The organism is Paraburkholderia lebeckiae (assembly GCF_050436325.1).
GTDB classification, from domain to species: domain Bacteria; phylum Pseudomonadota; class Gammaproteobacteria; order Burkholderiales; family Burkholderiaceae; genus Paraburkholderia; species Paraburkholderia tuberum.
This window is the reverse complement of the sequence record NZ_JBNDLZ010000001.1, coordinates 386,094-402,907: the sequence shown is the minus strand read 5'-3', so window position 1 is coordinate 402,907 and position 16,814 is coordinate 386,094. Positions and strand designations below refer to the sequence as shown.

Annotated in this window: 16 protein-coding genes, 1 tRNA gene and 2 pseudogenes; 8 read left to right on the top strand and 11 right to left on the bottom strand. The window is 59.3% G+C overall.

Going from position 1 to position 16,814, the window contains the following annotated elements; all coding sequences use genetic code 11:
• Positions 1-230: 230 nt before the first annotated feature.
• Complete coding sequence (locus OKW44_RS02000) at positions 231-1,103, top strand: hypothetical protein (protein ID WP_162633962.1); 873 nt, start codon at positions 231-233, stop codon at positions 1,101-1,103.
• 429 nt (positions 1,104-1,532) lie between these two features.
• Here OKW44_RS02000 and OKW44_RS01995 read toward each other — a convergent pair whose 3' ends face one another.
• From OKW44_RS01995 to OKW44_RS01985, 3 genes are all read right to left on the bottom strand, one after another.
• A complete protein-coding gene (locus OKW44_RS01995; protein ID WP_275426080.1) occupies positions 1,533-1,751 on the bottom strand; it encodes a tRNA wybutosine-synthesizing protein 4 beta-propeller domain-containing protein in 219 nt (72 codons plus the stop codon).
• Positions 1,752-1,774: 23 nt separating this feature from the next.
• Complete coding sequence (locus OKW44_RS01990) at positions 1,775-2,047, bottom strand: hypothetical protein (protein ID WP_018420649.1); 273 nt, start codon at positions 2,045-2,047, stop codon at positions 1,775-1,777.
• A gap of 237 nt (positions 2,048-2,284) precedes the next feature.
• The gene (locus OKW44_RS01985; protein WP_018420650.1) at positions 2,285-2,503 is read right to left on the bottom strand and encodes a hypothetical protein; all 219 of its coding nucleotides are present in this window, start codon (positions 2,501-2,503) and stop codon (positions 2,285-2,287) included.
• A 321-nt stretch (positions 2,504-2,824) separates the two neighbouring features.
• Between OKW44_RS01985 and OKW44_RS01980 the strand changes: the two genes are divergently transcribed.
• Positions 2,825-5,209 carry a filamentous hemagglutinin N-terminal domain-containing protein gene (locus OKW44_RS01980; RefSeq protein ID WP_018420651.1) on the top strand — a complete coding sequence of 795 codons (2,385 nt, stop codon included), beginning with the start codon at positions 2,825-2,827 and terminating at the stop codon, positions 5,207-5,209.
• A gap of 457 nt (positions 5,210-5,666) precedes the next feature.
• On the opposite strand, the gene OKW44_RS01975 is transcribed toward OKW44_RS01980, so the two are convergent.
• The 3 genes from OKW44_RS01975 to OKW44_RS01965 form a co-directional block, all read right to left on the bottom strand.
• Positions 5,667-6,548 carry a DUF2971 domain-containing protein gene (locus OKW44_RS01975; protein ID WP_018420652.1) on the bottom strand — a complete coding sequence of 294 codons (882 nt, stop codon included), beginning with the start codon at positions 6,546-6,548 and terminating at the stop codon, positions 5,667-5,669.
• A 581-nt stretch (positions 6,549-7,129) separates the two neighbouring features.
• Positions 7,130-8,310, bottom strand: a protein-coding gene (locus tag OKW44_RS01970; RefSeq protein WP_085952338.1) for an IS3 family transposase whose coding sequence is annotated in 2 segments (ribosomal slippage) — positions 7,130-8,058 and positions 8,058-8,310 — 1,182 coding nt in all. Because the reading frame shifts where the segments join, the coding sequence is not laid out codon by codon here.
• A gap of 642 nt (positions 8,311-8,952) precedes the next feature.
• Positions 8,953-9,246 (bottom strand): hypothetical protein, encoded by a 294-nt coding sequence (locus tag OKW44_RS01965; protein ID WP_018420656.1) that lies wholly within the window; start codon positions 9,244-9,246, stop codon positions 8,953-8,955.
• A gap of 625 nt (positions 9,247-9,871) precedes the next feature.
• Between OKW44_RS01965 and OKW44_RS01960 the strand changes: the two are divergent.
• Both OKW44_RS01960 and OKW44_RS01955 read left to right on the top strand, forming a co-directional pair.
• Positions 9,872-10,061: pseudogene (locus OKW44_RS01960) on the top strand (CsbD family protein).
• A gap of 107 nt (positions 10,062-10,168) precedes the next feature.
• Positions 10,169-11,200 carry a glycosyltransferase family 4 protein gene (locus tag OKW44_RS01955; protein ID WP_018420658.1) on the top strand — a complete coding sequence of 344 codons (1,032 nt, stop codon included), beginning with the start codon at positions 10,169-10,171 and terminating at the stop codon, positions 11,198-11,200.
• A gap of 120 nt (positions 11,201-11,320) precedes the next feature.
• On the opposite strand, the gene OKW44_RS01950 is transcribed toward OKW44_RS01955, so the two are convergent.
• The 5 genes from OKW44_RS01950 to OKW44_RS01930 all read right to left on the bottom strand — a co-directional run bounded on the left by OKW44_RS01950 (position 11,321) and on the right by OKW44_RS01930 (position 13,340).
• Positions 11,321-11,396, bottom strand: a tRNA-Lys gene (locus OKW44_RS01950).
• Between the two features lie 45 nt (positions 11,397-11,441).
• Positions 11,442-12,005, bottom strand: coding sequence for an Hsp20/alpha crystallin family protein (locus OKW44_RS01945; protein ID WP_018420659.1), 564 nt, complete (start codon positions 12,003-12,005; stop codon positions 11,442-11,444).
• Positions 12,006-12,016: 11 nt separating this feature from the next.
• Positions 12,017-12,451 (bottom strand): DUF6566 family protein, encoded by a 435-nt coding sequence (locus OKW44_RS01940; protein ID WP_204357122.1) that lies wholly within the window; start codon positions 12,449-12,451, stop codon positions 12,017-12,019.
• Positions 12,452-12,460: 9 nt separating this feature from the next.
• Positions 12,461-12,868 carry an Hsp20/alpha crystallin family protein gene (locus OKW44_RS01935; RefSeq protein ID WP_018420661.1) on the bottom strand — a complete coding sequence of 136 codons (408 nt, stop codon included), beginning with the start codon at positions 12,866-12,868 and terminating at the stop codon, positions 12,461-12,463.
• 28 nt (positions 12,869-12,896) lie between these two features.
• Positions 12,897-13,340, bottom strand: coding sequence for an Hsp20/alpha crystallin family protein (locus tag OKW44_RS01930; RefSeq protein WP_018420662.1), 444 nt, complete (start codon positions 13,338-13,340; stop codon positions 12,897-12,899).
• 245 nt (positions 13,341-13,585) lie between these two features.
• Between OKW44_RS01930 and OKW44_RS01925 the strand changes: the two genes are divergently transcribed.
• The 4 genes and pseudogenes from OKW44_RS01925 to OKW44_RS01910 all read left to right on the top strand — a co-directional run bounded on the left by OKW44_RS01925 (position 13,586) and on the right by OKW44_RS01910 (position 16,742).
• Positions 13,586-13,969, top strand: a complete 384-nt coding sequence (locus tag OKW44_RS01925; protein WP_018420663.1) for a hypothetical protein — start codon at positions 13,586-13,588, stop codon at positions 13,967-13,969.
• Positions 13,966-14,340 carry a hypothetical protein gene (locus OKW44_RS01920; protein ID WP_018420664.1) on the top strand — a complete coding sequence of 125 codons (375 nt, stop codon included), beginning with the start codon at positions 13,966-13,968 and terminating at the stop codon, positions 14,338-14,340. The genes OKW44_RS01925 and OKW44_RS01920 overlap by 4 nt, the downstream gene beginning before the upstream one ends.
• Before the next feature lie 368 nt (positions 14,341-14,708).
• Positions 14,709-14,839 (top strand): annotated as a pseudogene (locus tag OKW44_RS01915) (tyrosine-type recombinase/integrase); the annotation flags it as partial.
• A gap of 1,126 nt (positions 14,840-15,965) precedes the next feature.
• Positions 15,966-16,742 (top strand): hypothetical protein, encoded by a 777-nt coding sequence (locus OKW44_RS01910; RefSeq protein ID WP_018420665.1) that lies wholly within the window; start codon positions 15,966-15,968, stop codon positions 16,740-16,742.
• Positions 16,743-16,814 lie beyond the last annotated feature (72 nt).

The following is a 16,814-nucleotide window of genomic DNA, read 5'->3' as shown; positions in this document are numbered from 1 at the left end:
TCACTCAACTGCGAATGTGCAGTCCTTGCCAGAATGTGCGCTCCAATGTGTTAGAACGTCGGATGTGCGCGTCTATCAGTGCTTTGCGCTGATCTGCTGGCATAGCACGCCGTTTTTATTCTGTCCCGTTGCGTTCAGCCAACTACAGGTACGGTCGTCTCGGCCAGCATTTTTCGCGCACAATAGTGCACGCGAACTACAACTCTTAAGCAACGTCAGTGGGGGCGTGAATGGGATTTTTTGGTAAATCATCGGCCAATACTGTGGGTAACGATCCAACAGTTGCCGAGTACAAGCAGTGCCAAGAGCATCGTCGTCAGATGCTGGATTCGTTTCGACGTAACGCGTTCAACAGGTATTCGTTCATCTACCCGGATGCCATCATTCTGATGAACCGGTACCGCCACACGTTCATGATATTGCGCCAGGAGGATGGACTATTGCTGCACGGCGAATTTGCAGACCGAGAATGTCCGTTTCTACACTATGTTCCAGATGATGCGGGGCCGCTTGCGCGACGTACAGCTGCAGCCGACTATTGGCAACAGGTCAAGCAAGCTAAAGGCGTTCTGCGCGCCGATTCGAAACATGTCCCAAAGCACGAAACGTACAGAAGTTCGTTGTGCGAGGAGGATGAGAATGACCGCTTCCTTAAGTACGGTTTTGCCCTTTGGGGTAATGGACAAGAGATAGATCAGCATTATGGCTGCGCGCTGTTCCTAGACGGCCACCGAATTGCGAAGTCCACGTTTTTGCATCCTCAACCGGCAAAGTATTTCTCGCACGCCATGTATAGGTGGCTCATGCCGCGTCCGATTGAGACTTCAACGGGCTGGTCCAGCTTGGTCATGGTTCTCGGAGAGTTCAGCTTCGGAATGGGAAGTAGTAGGTCACGATACGAGATTAAGTTTCCGAATACCGAAGATTTCTTTGGCCCAAAATTCGACGCACAGTCCAAAGATGCGATTCTTAAACTGCGCGACTTCCTCTGCAGCATGGAGTCGATCTTTTCTGCGAAAAATATCGGCGACGATGCGAAAGCAGATTTCGTCACTGATGAGGGGGCAACGATGTTGGACTCCGCAGGGGACCCGACGGATTAGGCATACTTGTAGCTCAAAAATTTTCCTTTCCGCCAGTTGCCGGGCGTAGGTTGCGAGTATGAGTCTGCCCAAGGCATCGCCAAAAAAGCCGCTTCGAGCTACGCGGGCCGCTTAGTGGCACCTCAGTTTGCAAAATCTGGATTTGGCTGACTGACCGGTTTGGAGAAAGTTGTCTGACCGGAGTGGGTCGGCTACGGAAGTTCGACGCGGCGGTGCGGCCGACGATCACCGGAGGCCGCTCGATTTCCGGGATCGGCCATTTTCGGCCATTCGACATTGCCTCCGGGATTGCCGACAATGTGCCTACGCTGGCGAAGCGAGGCACTCGATTTGCTGTCCCTTAAGCGCGCGAGGGCATTGACATGAAACACAAGGGTCCGCCGATCAAGAAGGAAACGAAAGCTACGATTACAAAAGATTGTGATGCGATCATCGGTATATCGGCTGTCCTTGCGGTGCTCGGAACCGTCCTGTACTGGGGCTTAGTCGAAACGCTGTTTCCGATTGCTGCAAACTGGCCAGACGGGACGGACGGAGCTCGCCGGTCTGGGCCCAGGTTCCCGTTGACGGATCGTATAGCTCGGCCGACGATAAAAGCCCGGCGCTGCCCAATCCGCCAGTCACCAGGACTCGCCCATCGGCGAGCAGCGTTGCAGTTTGCGGAATGCGTCTTACTGGCCCACGCCGTGGTGGGCGACTTCAACCGCAGCGTCGCGCTTCTTTTTGGCTTCCGCTTTCTTGTGGTCATAGACCTTTTTCGCCGCCGCAACTTCCCTGTTGTATTCGCGATTCGCCGCAGCAACCTGCTGGTGCATTCTCACGATCTCATCCGGATGTTCAGCGGCTGTCGATGGGCTCGCTCCTGAATTGCCTTGCGCCCAGGCGTCGGGAAGAGATACCAATGCGAGGGAAGCGGTCATCACAGCCGCAATCGTGTTTTTCATGACGAACTCCAGATGTTGTGCCTGCGTCGTTGGTCTGCCGGTGGAAAGCTAGCGAGCCTCCACCCTATACATGCCGAAATAAATGTCGTATAGGACCTTGGTCCGATGACTGGTCGCGTGCCCGCGCCGGGAGTTTTTTCCAAATTCTTTGCGCACGGCTGCCGGGACAAGTTCGCCGCAACTTTCTCGCGAAGGGGAAAACAGCAGTTAAATTGACAGGGACACGGATCGACAGCTCTACAGCGGATTATCGACAGGAGCAGCCGAACTCGATACCTTGAACGGCCGCTTCGCGTATCGCCGAATGTGAATTCCGGGTCGAGCGCAGCCAACCGCCTTCGTCGGCTGCGTCGGCTTGGCAAGGAGATACCGGTCGGCACTTATCGGCAACTGATGACGCTCTGCCCCGTTGTCGAACGTCACGCTGTTGTTTCTGCCGACGAAAAGCTGTTCCATTCGACCACGCCGCGTGTGGACCCCAGTTGCGTGATCACGGGGCCGTTCCCTTTGGCTTGCTACTGTGCAGTCCCGAGGATGAGTCCGGCGCTCTGCAGCAACTGGATTTTGCGGTGATAGCCGCAGTCTCGGAGTAACCGATGAATGTGCGGTTCGAAGGTCCGGCCAGGCTTCTGCGAGACCAGAGCGCAAACCGCGAACTTTTGACGGACTACTGCTGTGTCGCCTGCTAACCTTCAGATCAATGAACGTGCGCGCCGGCCCTGAAGTCAAGTGCGCACGCTCAGGATGGCGAAGCCTTGATGCCGGAAAGGGGGTCCTATGACCGTTGCAGCGCTAGCGCGTGGCACACGCGCACTCCATGACCGTCGGCGGCCCTTAGCCAACCGGTGGTTCGGGTTAGGGCTTGCCGCGGCGGCGCTTCTTTCGGGTCACGCGAGTGTCGCGGCAGGACCTCTGCCGCAGGGTGGCAGTTTTGTCGGCAGCTCGGGCAGCATCGCGCAGAACGGCCGGAACCTGAACATCACGCAGGCAGGCGGGCGCGGCATTATCAATTGGGACAGCTTTTCGATCGGTGTAGGGAACACCGTGTCGATCAACAACGGCACGGGCGCGACGCTCAACCGCGTGACCGGCAGCGATGTTTCCGCGATCTACGGCGCGCTTAACGCGACGGGCAGTGTGTATCTCGTCAATCCGCACGGCGTGCTGATCGGTCGAACTGGCGTGATTTCGACGGGTGGGCGTTTCCTGGCATCGACCCTCGACGTTTCCGACGACAACTTCCTTAATCCGCGCACGATCGGCGGAACGGCCTACACCGGGAATTCGACGGCAAATGTCGTCAACCTCGGCAAGATCGCGTCGTCCGGCGGCGACGTTCTGCTTATATCGGCCAGCAAGGTTGTGAATGCAGGGACGATCGATGCGCCCAACGGCAACGCGGAATCCGCGGTGGGGCGTCAAGTGCGCTTGTTCGACAGCGCGTATCAGCAGCTTTCCGTCGATGTGGGAAGCGGCGGCACCATCAGGAATGCCGGCATCGTCGCGGCGGCGACCATCAACCTTCAGGCGGCAGACGGCAACATCTTTGCGCTTGCCGGCCACTCGGGCGCGCTGCGCGCTACCGGCACGGCGACGCGCGATGGACACGTGTGGCTCGTCGCGGACACCACGACAAACTACCGCATAAACACCGGCAACATCGATGCCCGCGGCGCTCAAATTAGCGCTCGCAACGCGGACGGCAGCCGCGGCGTAGTCGATATGTCCGGCGGCAGCGTCAAAGTGGGCGGTGCAGACGTCCAGGCCAGACAGTGGAACATCACGGCCGGGGATTTCACCGTCGATGCGTGCACCGCCGACACGCTCGGCACCAGCCTGAGCCGTGGCGCGTCGGTCAACGTGCTGGCGAATGGCGCCGACGGCAAGCTGGGCGCGAACGGCAAAGGCAACATCGACGTGCAGGCAAGTCTGCGCTGGCGCGGAGACGCGTCGCTTAACCTCAATGCCGCGCACTCGCTGACCATCGCGCCGCGCGTGACCATCGCCAACATCGGCGCGGGCCCGCTTACGCTTTCCGCCGACAGCTATGGATTTGACAACGGCGGGAGCATGATCAATCAGGGCACGCTCGACTGGTCGCGAAGCACCGGCATCGTAACGGCACTCTACGACATCAACGGCACTTTCACACGCGGCACGGTAGTCACGAATCCGTCATGGCAGGCCGCGCCGTTCAGCGGGCTGCTCACGCAGTTCACGGCTTATCAGTTGATTGCGTCGCTGGACGACCTGCGCGCGGTGAACAACAACCTCGCGGGCAACTATGCGCTGGCTCCGCGCGGGATTGAATTCGCGGATGCGGGCGAGTTCGCCGGCGTCGGCACAGCCGACCATCCGTTCACCGGTCAGTTCGACGGCATGGGCCATCTGCCGGCCGATCTTCATCTCGCCACTAATGCTGGAATGTTCAACGTGATCGGTAAAGATGCGGTGGTGCGCAACTTCACGCTGGCAGACGGCACGGGGACGTCTTCTTCTGGTCCTGTCGGCTTGCTCGCAGCAGTCAATTACGGGACGCTGATCAATGTCGGCGCGACAGGCACCATCACGTCCACGGGCAACTCAAGCACCATAATCGGCGGGCTGGTCGGCGAGAATTTCGGCAACATCGAGCGGTCGTGGGCGGGTGTGAACATCACCGGCACGGGTGAACTGGGCGGGCTGGTCGGGCGCAACGACGGGCACATCGATCGTTCGTATTCGCTCAACTCGATGACAGCCGGCGCGCCGAGCACTTTTGGCGGCCTGGTCGGCACGAACAATGGCGACATCGTGCGTTCTTACGCCTTCGCGTTCCAGATGAGCGGCGGCACGACGGTTGGAGGACTGGTTGGCAAAAATACTGGCCGCATAGAGCAGTCGTACGCGTGGGCGAAGCTCACGCTGGACGGCAACGCGACGGCGGGCGGCATCGCGGGTACGAACAGCGGCAGCATCGCCAAGGACGTCTTCTGGAACAGTGAGTCGTCGGGCGCGCAAACCGGCGTCGGTTCGGGCACGGCGGTGGCCAGTTCGAGCGGCCTCACCGATCTGGAGTTGCGCGATCCTGCGAGCTTCGGACCGACATGGGACTTCGGTGCAAACGGCACTTGGGTGGCAGGCTACTTCGGGCCGTCGCTGCACTGGCTCACGCAACCGTGACGTCGTGTAACTTTTGAACTAGCCGTTGATGAGCGTGTCAGCCCAGCTACCTTAGTTGGAGGATTTCGGTCATCCACAGCTTTGTCAACGACCGCTGTATCCTGCACACGCAGTTGTGCCGACGCAAGCGTCAGACACCGTTCCGGGTCGCGGAGACGACCGCGTTCGCCTGCGGGCGTCGGCTCGGTACGCGAATCGCATATGGCACGGTTCGGCCACGAGCGGCCGGTGGACATACGCCGTTGAATTGTTGACAATCGGTATCCGGCGCCAGCAATTGCTGGCTAAACTACGGTTTCCAATCGGTGGTGGATCAGACGCTGGGTGACCTAGACCGCACTAACGCTGGAATCCAGGAAAATCCTATGACCATGAAAGGAAAAGGCAAACCTCATGCCGCATTCCCTTCACCCTTCGCTCTGCCGTTACTATTGCTTAACCGGTCCACACAGTGCATTCAAGCGGCGCCGCTCAAAGCAGCTCCGCTGAAGGGTTCGTACCACGCGAAATTTTTAAAATAGTTGACTTGCCCGCACGGAATTATGTCTAAGAGGTAATGAGAACGGCTCAGCTGGGCTTGGTAGACCTTCACGCTCGATGGTGTCGGGCGGCGGCGCTTTTCCAGCAGCCGAATAACATACTCCTTGTCGGCATCTGACGTCAGGTATCCAAAAATCACGCCTTCGAACAAACTTTCGGGGTATGGCATCAGGCCCCTTTGATGTCTTGGCGTGATAATCCGCCACTCATGCTCATATGACCATCCCGAGTATTTCGTTAAGTACAGCCGCTCCCACGTCGAACTGTCGCCTTTTGGAACGGACAAATAGTCGATCACGGGATATTCGCCGCTGTACTCAACTTGCCTGGCTTTGTCAAAAAAATGGCCGTCGGTTCTAAACTGTAGGCACATACCTCGATGGCCGTCTCCGTAGTGGTAGAACATGACAGGGTCACGTTCGCACTCTGAGAGACATAGCACACCAGTTCTTTTCTGAAAGTCATCTATAATTAGTTTTCGCGCCACTTCCAAAAATGCTTCGTTAAACTCAGGATATTTTTTATGGTATTCGGCGTGCAAGTCGAGTTGATCTAAGGGATGCACATTAGAATTCTCTTCGTTGCAAAGTTGCGCCAGCATGTCCCGCCGGAAGCAAAACCGTTCACTCTCTGTTCCGCCCAAGAAGGTGAAGCTTGGGTTGCAGTCCATCGGATCGTTGAAGGACGCGGGGGCGGCGAACCACAACACGTTCTCGGTAAAAATACGGTCTATCTGTTGCTGTCTTCTTTCCGATTGTGAGCGTATCGCCATGTACTTGTATAGATGGTCAGGTAGCATTGCGTCTCCTAATCGGTCGTTATCAAGTGGTGATCCGCATGTTTTGGCTATCGTTAGCCGATTGCTGGTTCGGGGTTGCTGAGAAGTTTATTGACGCACGGTCGCTCGGTCGATGCTAAATCTTCGCCTGAGCGTAACGAGAAGTCTATCGGAACCTCCTCGTTGGTTCGGTCACAGCTTACACGCGGACCCCGTGTCCAGTCCGAGTTGGCGAGAGCAGCGGCGTGGGATACTGCGCGTATGGCCGCTTACAAGAAATAGGGTCGACCGTTTCGGGTCGTCTCATTCCTTTTGCATAGATTGCACCGCGCATGCCGATTGCCATCGCACGGTCATGGGACTCAGTGCGGCCATAGACAGTCAGTCGAGGACAATGGCTGTATTGTGGAAAATTGTGCTGCTGTCAAATGGTGCGATGTGCGCGATAGTTCGCGTCCCAGAGCTGGATGATCCAATATTCCTTCGCGTACGATGCAATCTGGATGTAGGCATCGGCTAAAGTCAACTGTCGTGCCCATGCGACGTAGTCCAAAATCGCAGAGTGAGCTTCCCTCGATTTTTCGCCTTCCAACGGTCCCGAGTCATGCAGCCGCATCCTTGGTCTGCTGAGCCTTGATCCAGTCCTGAAGAAACCTTTCCGGAGAAACAAAGCCGAGCGACGAATGACGACGGCTGCGGTTGTAAAACACTTCGACATATTCGAACAGATCGGCCTTCGCGTCCTGATGCGTGCGGTAGCGCGTGGCGTGAACCCGTTCGTTTTTCAAACTGTTGAAGAAGCTTTCCGTCGGGGCGTTGTCCCAACAATTTCCCTTTCGGCTCATCGAGCAGCGCATGCCGTAGGCGCTCAGCTTGCGCTGGAACTCGTGACTCGCGTACTGGCTGCCCCTATCCGAATGGCACAGCGCACCCGGCGCGGGGCGGCGGCGAAACCAGGCCATCGTCAGCGCGTCTGTCACGAGATCCGCCGTCATGCGCGGCTTGATCGACCAGCCCACCACTTCCCGGTTGAACAGGTCGAGCACCACGGCCAGGTACAGCCAGCCCTCGTCGGTCCAGATGTACGTGATGTCCGAGCTGAACACCTGATTCGGCTCGGCAGGCGTGAACTCGCGATTCAGCAGGTTGGGCGCAACCGGCAACTTGTGCTTCGAATCGGTCGTCACCCGGTAGCGGCGCTTGTGCCGGGCTCGGATGCCGTGCTCACGCATCAGCCGTTCCACGCGGTCCTTGCTGGCCGGAAAGCCTCGATCACGGATTTCCTCGGTCATGCGCGGCGAGCCGTATGCCCCTTTGATCTCGGCATGTACCGTCCGGATCAGCGTCAGCAATTGCGTGTCCGTCAGTCGCCTTCGTCCTGGCGTGCCGCCGCGCTTCCACGCGCGGTAGCCATTCACGCTGACCGACAACACCCAGCACAGCGACGACAGCGGATACTGCCCGACCTGCTGGTCGATCCAGGCATACCTCACAGCAGGTCCTTCGCGAAGTATGCTGCCGCTTTTTTTGCGATCTCAAGCTCCATCTGCAGGCGCTTGTTCTCCGCTCTCAGGCGTGAAAGCTCCATCTGCTCCGGCGTGACCGGCTTCGCTCCGGCTCCATTCAGCTTGCCCGACGCCTCGGCCTTCACCCAGTTGCGAAGCGTCTGCTCCGACATGCCCAGCTCCCGGGCCACCATGGCAAAGCCCTGGCCTTCCTTGACCCGCTGGACGGCGGCCATCTTGAACTCCGCCGTGTACGATTGCTTCGGTACCTTGAACATCCCTGATTCCCTTCCTTTCCGTCGAGTTTATACACGACCGGTTGGAAGGCGAAATTTCAGGGGAAGCTCAGAGTGTCGTGCGCTTTAGTGCCGACAGGTCTTGCTAGCGGTCTTTATTTTGCGTTGTGCTCGCAGCGGAAACCGATGCAGGCGATGTGGGGACCACTGACGTGGAGGCTGTAGCGGGAAAATGCTGGTTGGGAGGCTGAGTTGCTTTCGCGGCGGTATCGAGAGTTGCCTGGCACGCGCAGGGAGACGTTTTATCTGGGGCCGAAAACGCGCCAGGATTTGAAATCGCAGGGTAGCCAGCTACACAGGTCAACACCAAACCAGAGAGAAAGAGAGCAATCTGAATACTCGTTGGAAAACGCACATTCAGCTTATTTAGATGACCGCTTGTAAATGTCTCTGAACGAGCCAGGCTGCCAGTCAAGGCGAGCAAAGTCCATATACCGCATGCGACTGAGAGCAACAGACAAAGCCATGACCAGCCCGCTGCTGAACGAGCATCCGGGGGAAGGTGTGTAATAAAATCCTTGGCGAATGTTACCTGGAAGCCAAGGAGCGCTGTCGCCAACGTGATTAGTTGCTTCACGCTGTCCGACGCAGTCGCGGCGGCTGCCTTCGCTTGCTCGTCCATGATTACGTGCAAAACGGCCAGATGGGGCAAAGCTTTGCCAAGGCTTCTCGCAGACTGTCAAAATCGAGGATCGTCAGATTGCGCCTCGATGCGTCCGCTTTCATGAAGGCAAGGATCTGACGTAGATTTTCCTGCGCTTCATGTATTCGGCCAACCTGTTCGGCAGAAATCATGACGGCGGCAGCATTACGTACGAGTTCCCGCAGCCTTAGTTCGGCGTCGCCACTGAGGTTGACACCTTGCGAGATCACAACACGCCATAAACGATTTTCCAAATCATCAATCGGATCGCTCATCTGTTTTCTCCTTGGAGCAACTGCTTCGACGATTTCAGAAGACGCAATGATTTACCTCGGCATTGGAGTTTGCCACTCGTCTGCAGCCGAAGTCTGTTGGTCACCGCACAAACTACAAAGCGTTTATTCGGCAGTTTCTTAATGCGCAGGCACAGACGACAGACCGTGCCTTCATTAGCACCATCTCTTACTGTTCTCATGTGCTTGCAACCAAGCATCGAGACGCGCTTCCGGGAACTGTCGACGTGAGCAGTCGCGCGCGACAGGTCAAACGACCGCTGTGCGGCCCGTCGATTGACCGCTTCGGGTCGTTCGAGGACATTCGCACCTCTCGTAGCCGGCCTTAACGCTTGAGGTGACGCCATGTCGCATCACCGGACGCCCGTCTCACGTGACGAAAGACTGGATCGCCGCAGTCTGCGGCGATCCTTAAGTAGGCCACAGCCAGGCAGCGGCCGCACGCCAACCGGCTGGCAAGCTGGAACGCAGAAGACTTGCTCATCGCGTTCCTCAGAATTACGAAACTCCGGCACGTGCCTTGCTCACTAGCAGCTGGAGCTGCCCCCGCAGGCAGTCGGCCCCGGAAGGGACATCCAGCGTCGGACATTGGTCATTGGAGGCTTATATGAACAAGGATCAGGTCAAAGGTACGACGGAGAAGGGTCAAGGGGAAGGTCAACGAGACGGTTGGCAAGGTGACCGGCAACACAAAGCAGCAGGTCAAGGGCGACGTGCAGCAGGCAGCCGGCGAAGCGCGCAAGACGGGCGGGGATGTCAGGGAAGCGGTCAAGGACTCGACGAAAAAACCGGTTTAACGATCGCGTGACGGACGCGCGCAGAAGAACAACGCGACGTGCCGGCTGCGGGCTGCGACTCGCAGCGGGTGAATGGTAGCTTTGCGCGGCAGCCATGGAGACAACGAATGCGGATCGCGCAGATTGCGCCACTACATGAAGCCGTTCCGCCGCAACTGTATGGTGGCACCGAGCGCGTGGTGTCGTATCTGACCGAGGCGCTGGTCGAACAGGGACACGACGTGACCCTGTTCGCCAGCGGCGACTCGCGCACGCGGGCGCATCTCGAAGCGGCGTGGCCGCGCGCAATGCGCCTCGATCCGTCCATCGTCGATACCCTTGCCCCGCACCTGCTGCTGCTCGAAAAGGTCCGGCGCGTGGCTTCCCGCTTTGACGTGCTGCATTTCCACCTCAGCTATCTCCCGTTCCCGACGTTTTCGCAACTTGCCGTACCGTTTTTATCCACCCTCCATGGTCGTCTGGACCTGCCGGAGTTACAGCCGGTGTTCGACGCGTTCCCCTACGCCCCCGTCGTGTCGATTTCGACTTCGCAATGCCGCCAGCTACCGCGGGCCAACTGGCTCGGCACGATCTATCACGGTCTGCCGGAATACCTGCTGGAGCCGCAGCCGCAGACCGGGCCGGACTATCTGGCATTTCTGGGCCGGATCTGCCCGGAAAAACGTGTCGATCTGGCCATCGAGATCGCGGCAAAGGCGAAGCAACGCCTGAGGATTGCCGCGAAGGTGGACCGGGCGGACGAAACGTATTTCAGAAACGCGATCGCGCCCCTGCTGTCGCAGCCGCACGTTGAATTCGTCGGCGAAATCGACGAAACGCAGAAGGCGGCTTTTCTGGCGGGCGCCCGCGCCCTGCTGTTTCCGATCGACTGGGCCGAGCCGTTTGGCCTGGCGATGATTGAGGCGATGGCATGCGGGACGCCGGTGGTCGCGTTCAAACGGGGATCCGTGCCGGAGGTGATAACAGATGGTGTGACGGGCTACGTCGTCGACGGTGTCCACAGCGCGGTCGAAGCGCTGACGCGACTCGATTCTCTTTCCCGCAAGGAGATCCGGGCGCAGTTCGTCGCCCGTTTCACGTCGCGGCGCATGGCGTCGGAATACGTGAATATCTATAAAACGCTTGCCCGGATCCCCTGACTGGCAGACGGTTCCATGGCTTCTGCATCAGCCGCGGACCGCAGGCCTTCTTCTCTGGCTGGGGCGGCGGAAATCGACGGTCTTTGCGCCGGACGAGACGCAGACGGAGCGCCAGCCGTCTGGTAGGCCGTACTGGATTCGAACCAGTGACCAACGGATTAAAAGTCCGCTGCTCTACCAGCTGAGCTAACGGCCCGGTGCGCCCGACATCGACCTGCTACTCGGCGCGACCTGCCTGCCTCTAGCCGATATCGATCGTGCGGCTCGCGGATCGCGATGGCTCCGATTTCGGCACGGTCAACGTGAGCACGCCGTTGTCGAACTTTGCCAGGGCGTGATCGGGATCGGCGTTTTCCGGCATCGGGATCGTACGCATGAAGCTGCCATAGGCGCGCTCGAGCCGGTAGCAGCCGTCTTCCTCGCTGCGCACATCCTGCTTTTTCTCGCCGCGCAACACGAGCGATCCATCCTCGACCGTGACGTTCAGGTCCTCCCGCTCCATTCCAGGCAACTCGACGGTTACACGCAGGACCTTTCCTTCGTCGACCACGTCGATGCGCGGCTGGAAGCGCGATGAACTGAAGTCGCCAAACCATCGTTCGAGCGCGCCGCGGCCTGCAAACGGGTCATGAAAGAACTCTTCCACAGCACGCCACGGTTCGCGTGAGAACAGTCGCGGAATGTCAGGCCACGAGGCACGCCACTGCTCGTTCGCCGGGGGGCTTTCCGGGCTGTCCGCATCGGACTTGCGGGCCGCCCCGCGAAGGAACTTGAAGGGATTCCACTTTTTCAGGTCGGTGTTCATCGTATCCTCCTCTACGGTCTGGCCGGAGAACCGGATTCCGGTCGTTGCGCTGAAGCCGCGACTCTGCCGCCGACATTTCCGGACTGCGTCTCCGGAGCGGTCATCACGGCCGCCTCGCGATCCGGGGCCGCGAATATTCCGCTTCCGGTCAGCCTGACCGCGTACGACAGCGCATCGCGCTGCGCTTCCGCAGCGGTCAGCCACTGCTGCGCATGGCGTGGAAGATACCAGTCGGCTAGCATCCGGCCACCGCGCTCAATCCTCACCAGCGCGACATAGTCATCAGCAACGGACCGGCGCGTCCTGAGTTCCGCACCGGCATCGCCCGTATGCTGGCTGTGGATCCGCGCCAGCATTCCTGGATGACGTCCCGCATCCGGGCCTCGGCAGTCGAAAGGTGGCGGCCAGACGACCGCCACCGGTTTCTCCCTGTCGTTGCTGCCCACCTGCCGACTTCAGTTCGTACGCACTTCGATCCGACGCGGCCGGGCTTCGTCGCGGCGCGCTATCGTCAGCTTCAGCACGCCGTCCTGCAGGTTCGCGTCGATTTTCGACGTATCGAAGTCGGCACCCAGCGAAAATGCCCGCGCAAAGCGGGGTTCGCGGATTTCCGCATGCTGCAGACGCAGCCCCGCCGGCGTCGGCACCACCGCCTCGGCCTCGATGTACAGGTTGCCGTCATGCACCTTCACGTCGAGCCGGTCCCTGGTGACGCCGGGCAGATCCGCCCACAGGGTGACGCCCTGGCTGTCCTCGAAGATGTCCACGGGCGGCGTTAGCGTGGGCCGGCGTTGCGACTGGTCGTCTTCGCGGCGCGCCACCGCCGTTTCGTCATTCCTGGCGAGTTCCGTCGTGTCGTTCATGATTGCCTCCTCAGTTCTGTGACGGATTTCATTGAACGGTGATGGCCCGCGGCTTTGATGTCTCCCGCTTGCCGATGCTCACGGTCAGGCAGCCATTGGTGTACTGCGCCGTGACCTTGTCCGGGTCCGCGTGCTGCGGCAGTTCAATGACGCGCCGGAAAGCGCCGACGAACCGCTCCTGCGCATAGGTACGCGTGTCGTCGCCGGTCGCTTCCGGCTGTGCGGTCCCGCGCTCGCCGCTGATGGTCAGCAGCCCCTTGTCAATCGATACATCGAGGTTCGCCGGCTCGACACCCGGAGCGAACGCGACGATCTCGATCGAGTCGTCGGTCGAGCCGATGTTGACCTGCGGGAAGGCGCCGAAGCGCCCGGAGCGGATGCTGGACGGGAAACCGCCGAAGAGGCTCGCCATCTGCCGTTGCAGACGATCGAACTCGCTGAAAAGGTCGGTCCCGAAGTAGAGATCACTCATGGTCGTTTCCTCCTTCGATGCAGCAGGGAAACGAACCGGCCTACGCGCTCCAGTCCGTCTGCCGTGCTGCGGGCAAACAAATCGAAACACGCAGCGCGCCGCAATGCTGGCGCGACTGCCTGAGCGGAATTCAGCATAGAACCCCAGGCGGAAAGTTCAAGGGGATTTTGCGGCTTTCTGTTCTTGAAGCCGGGGGATCACATCCCTATCTTCACGAGGTCCCTGACGGACCATGCGAGGACATCATGGAATTCGAATACGATTGGCTGACCCTTGGCCGGCACCGAATCCGGTTGCGTTCAACAAAGGGTTTCCCGACCGGGACGATGCGCACGGTGGTCGAAGTCATCCGGCTGGCGATCGACAGCAACATGAGCGCCCGTGCGCGGCTGGTTGAAGTGGTATTCCAGCGGGAGTCCGCTTACGAGATTGCTGTCGGCACCACGTTCGCCGACGACCGGCTATGTGCGCCGCAGCTGGAAGCGGCGATCGCGACGGTCCTGGGCCTGCAGCCCGCGCAGATCAATATTTTCGTGACCGTGGTCACGCAGGAAGAGGTCGACCTCCACTTCGGTGTCTACGAAAGGATGCTGGCCGAAAAGCTCGGCGTCGTGCCGCCGCTGCAGTGATCGCACGGGGAGACGGCATCGTCAACCGGCCGCTGGCGGCGGTTATATTTCCGGTGCAGGTGTGGGCCGCAGCGCGGCCGCGGCCGTTATTGCCTTTACAACAGGACATCTGGATCGGTGATACCGTCCAGAAGGGCAACGGAAAGTACGCGGCGGGAGACTATACGACCATCCTGCTTGACCGTCCTGCGGCCTCACCCTGCAACGACCAGGTCGTGACTGACATCCTCCTCGGGAAAGGTGGCGCGCCCGATCCTACAATCCTGTTGCCGTACCTGAATCAGCGGGTCGCCGTGAAAGGGCGCGTGTTGTGTCCGGATACCGGCATTCAGTTTACGCCCACGCCTGATTTCGTATTTCCGCTCTACTAAGGCTGGTGCCCGCGGGCGCGACCTTATGTGCGAGAACGCTGGTCAGCAGATAGGCTTCCGGTGCCCGCGCGTGCATACTCGACTGGTCCGTCCCATTCTTCCCACACCACAAAAACGATGACCAGTCTCAGTCCAGGTGCGCAGCTGGTGCGCTCCATCGCACGGGAGATACAGCACATTACCGACCCGCTCGCAGTGAGCGTTGCCACGCCGACCGACTGACCGGACGAACGTGAGTTGTAGTGAGCTGCACTTGAAATTGCCGGACCTGCGGCGAGTAGCGCCGTCAAGCCGGTGCGCTCGGCTTCACCTCGTTCGCGCGCGGTGTCTTCGAACATACCGTCACGGCCGCTGGCGAGCGAGCCGGTGTGCGCTTTCTGGAGTTCTTCGCGTCGGCGATCCGTAACCCGCACACACGCCGCGCGTATGCGCGTGCGGCGGGGGACTTTCTCCGTGGTGCGTCGGCGCCGGCGTGCCATCGATCACCGCGGTGCAGCCACAATCCGGCCGCGTGGGTGTACCACGCAGCTTTGTGACCGGCGTCGCGACGACATCAGCCTGGACGAGGTGGAGCGGATCCGCGTGTAAGACGCGGCAGATCTTTTCCCGACACGCTTCGCAGCCCATAGGAAATCGGTTGTCTCCAACCGACGCTCAAGAGCCGCTTAGGCTCGCGGAAGATCAGTGACTGCTTCAGGGGGTGAGACAGACGTATGGTTGTCTGACTTGTAGACAGCAGGATTTGACTGGACAGACATCGTCAGTTTATTTCGTCATTCCCGACTTGATAGCTGCCTTTCCGGGGTGAGGAGAAGGTCAAGCCCGAGGCCGCGAAGCGGTGCGCCAACGGCGCAGGCTTGAGGTTCGACTCTCCCCGGAAAACCATTCCGACGGTCGGGACTGGACGATAGTCCTTCTGACATTGTCTGGCCGGTCGAGTGCCGGCTAATACATCTGACTGAGAGCACTGGAAAATGGCGCGGGCTTCCGGTTTTGTGGCTCGTCGTGCCTTGCGGGAGCGGCCGCGCCCTTCGGGTCGCCCTGATTTGCCTGGCCCTGTTCCTGCACGCACGGCCGAATATTCCGCCAAAAAGTCGGATTTCTTACATATCAAGTGGCTCTCTTCCCGGCAACGGCTACGCTAGAATACGAGTCACCGGCACACGCGATTGATCCCCCGGGAATTTGACCTGTTTCAACTGAAACGCGCGAGATACAGCGCCCGCGCCGCCGGCACAAAACCCCGGTCCATCGGTGGCAAATTCTGCCTTGCGTTTTCTTTAATCTCACTACCATTGAACGTGCGACAGTTCGGTGGACGCGACCGGATGCTCAGAACGTCATACGGGACGAACATTCGACCGCAGACTGTAGGTATTTCCGTGCTAAAGCGTCGAGACACCCGTGCCTCGAAATTGCATAGCAGACCTGCAGTTGGCTCGAATCCGAAGCCAACACGGAGCGAAGGCTGTCGATTCGCCCGAATTGCATCTCGCAACATTTCCGGCCACCTTATTGCGCCACTGCCACCAGACATGGCGTTGGCCATCGTTCGCCGCTTCTTCGAACACCGGCAACGCTTTTCTGCCTCTCACCAAGCAACGGTTTGATTGCTGGAGTTCGCGATGAATCCCTTCGTCCCATTCTTCAAGAGAGCATTGCAAGCATCGGTAATGGCCATATCGATGGCTCCAGTATTGAGCGGATACTGTGCGTCGGACGACATTGTTGCTCCGCACGACGCGAAGTTTCGCGGCAGGACCTATGCCGACTGGGAAGCGTCATTCTGGCAGTGGGCTCTGGCATTGCCGGTGAATGGCTCACTTCCACATCCGTTTTACGACTGCACTCGCCCAATATCAGCGGCGCAAACGGGCGGCGTCTGGTATTGGTCCGCGCCCGATGTGTCCGGGCTGGTCTGCGACCAGCGAGCGACGACCATTCCTCCGGGGACGGCAATATTTCTCACCATGCTCGACGTGGAGGCGTCGTCGCTGGACACTCAGCCTTTCTTCGCTTCCACGGCCGATGAGCAACGACAAATTGCCACGTCCTTTGCTAACTACATCTCGGATTTATTCTGCACCATCGACGGCAGGTCCGTAATGAATATTCCGGCTTATCGCACTCTGACTCGGCAATTCTCGTTCTTTGCACCCACGCCTTGGGTTTTTAATCAGGTCGGCGGCAAGGGCACGGCGGTCGGGGACGGGTACTTCCTGATACTGCAATCTTTATCCCCGGGAGAACACACCATTCACTATGGCGGAACCTTCCATATCCCTGCTGGCGTGCTGGGCCCCGACCCGATGAACATCCCCAAGGATGTCACGCTTTGCCTCAGGGTTGGTCCAGGCAAAGGTGATAAAACTAGTGGCGCGGTGGTTCCGTGCCACGCGTAATGTCTCCTTCGGGCGAAGTGGCCCTCATGTCCTTTCGACAGAACGAACGCGCAAATGATGGACTTTGCAATC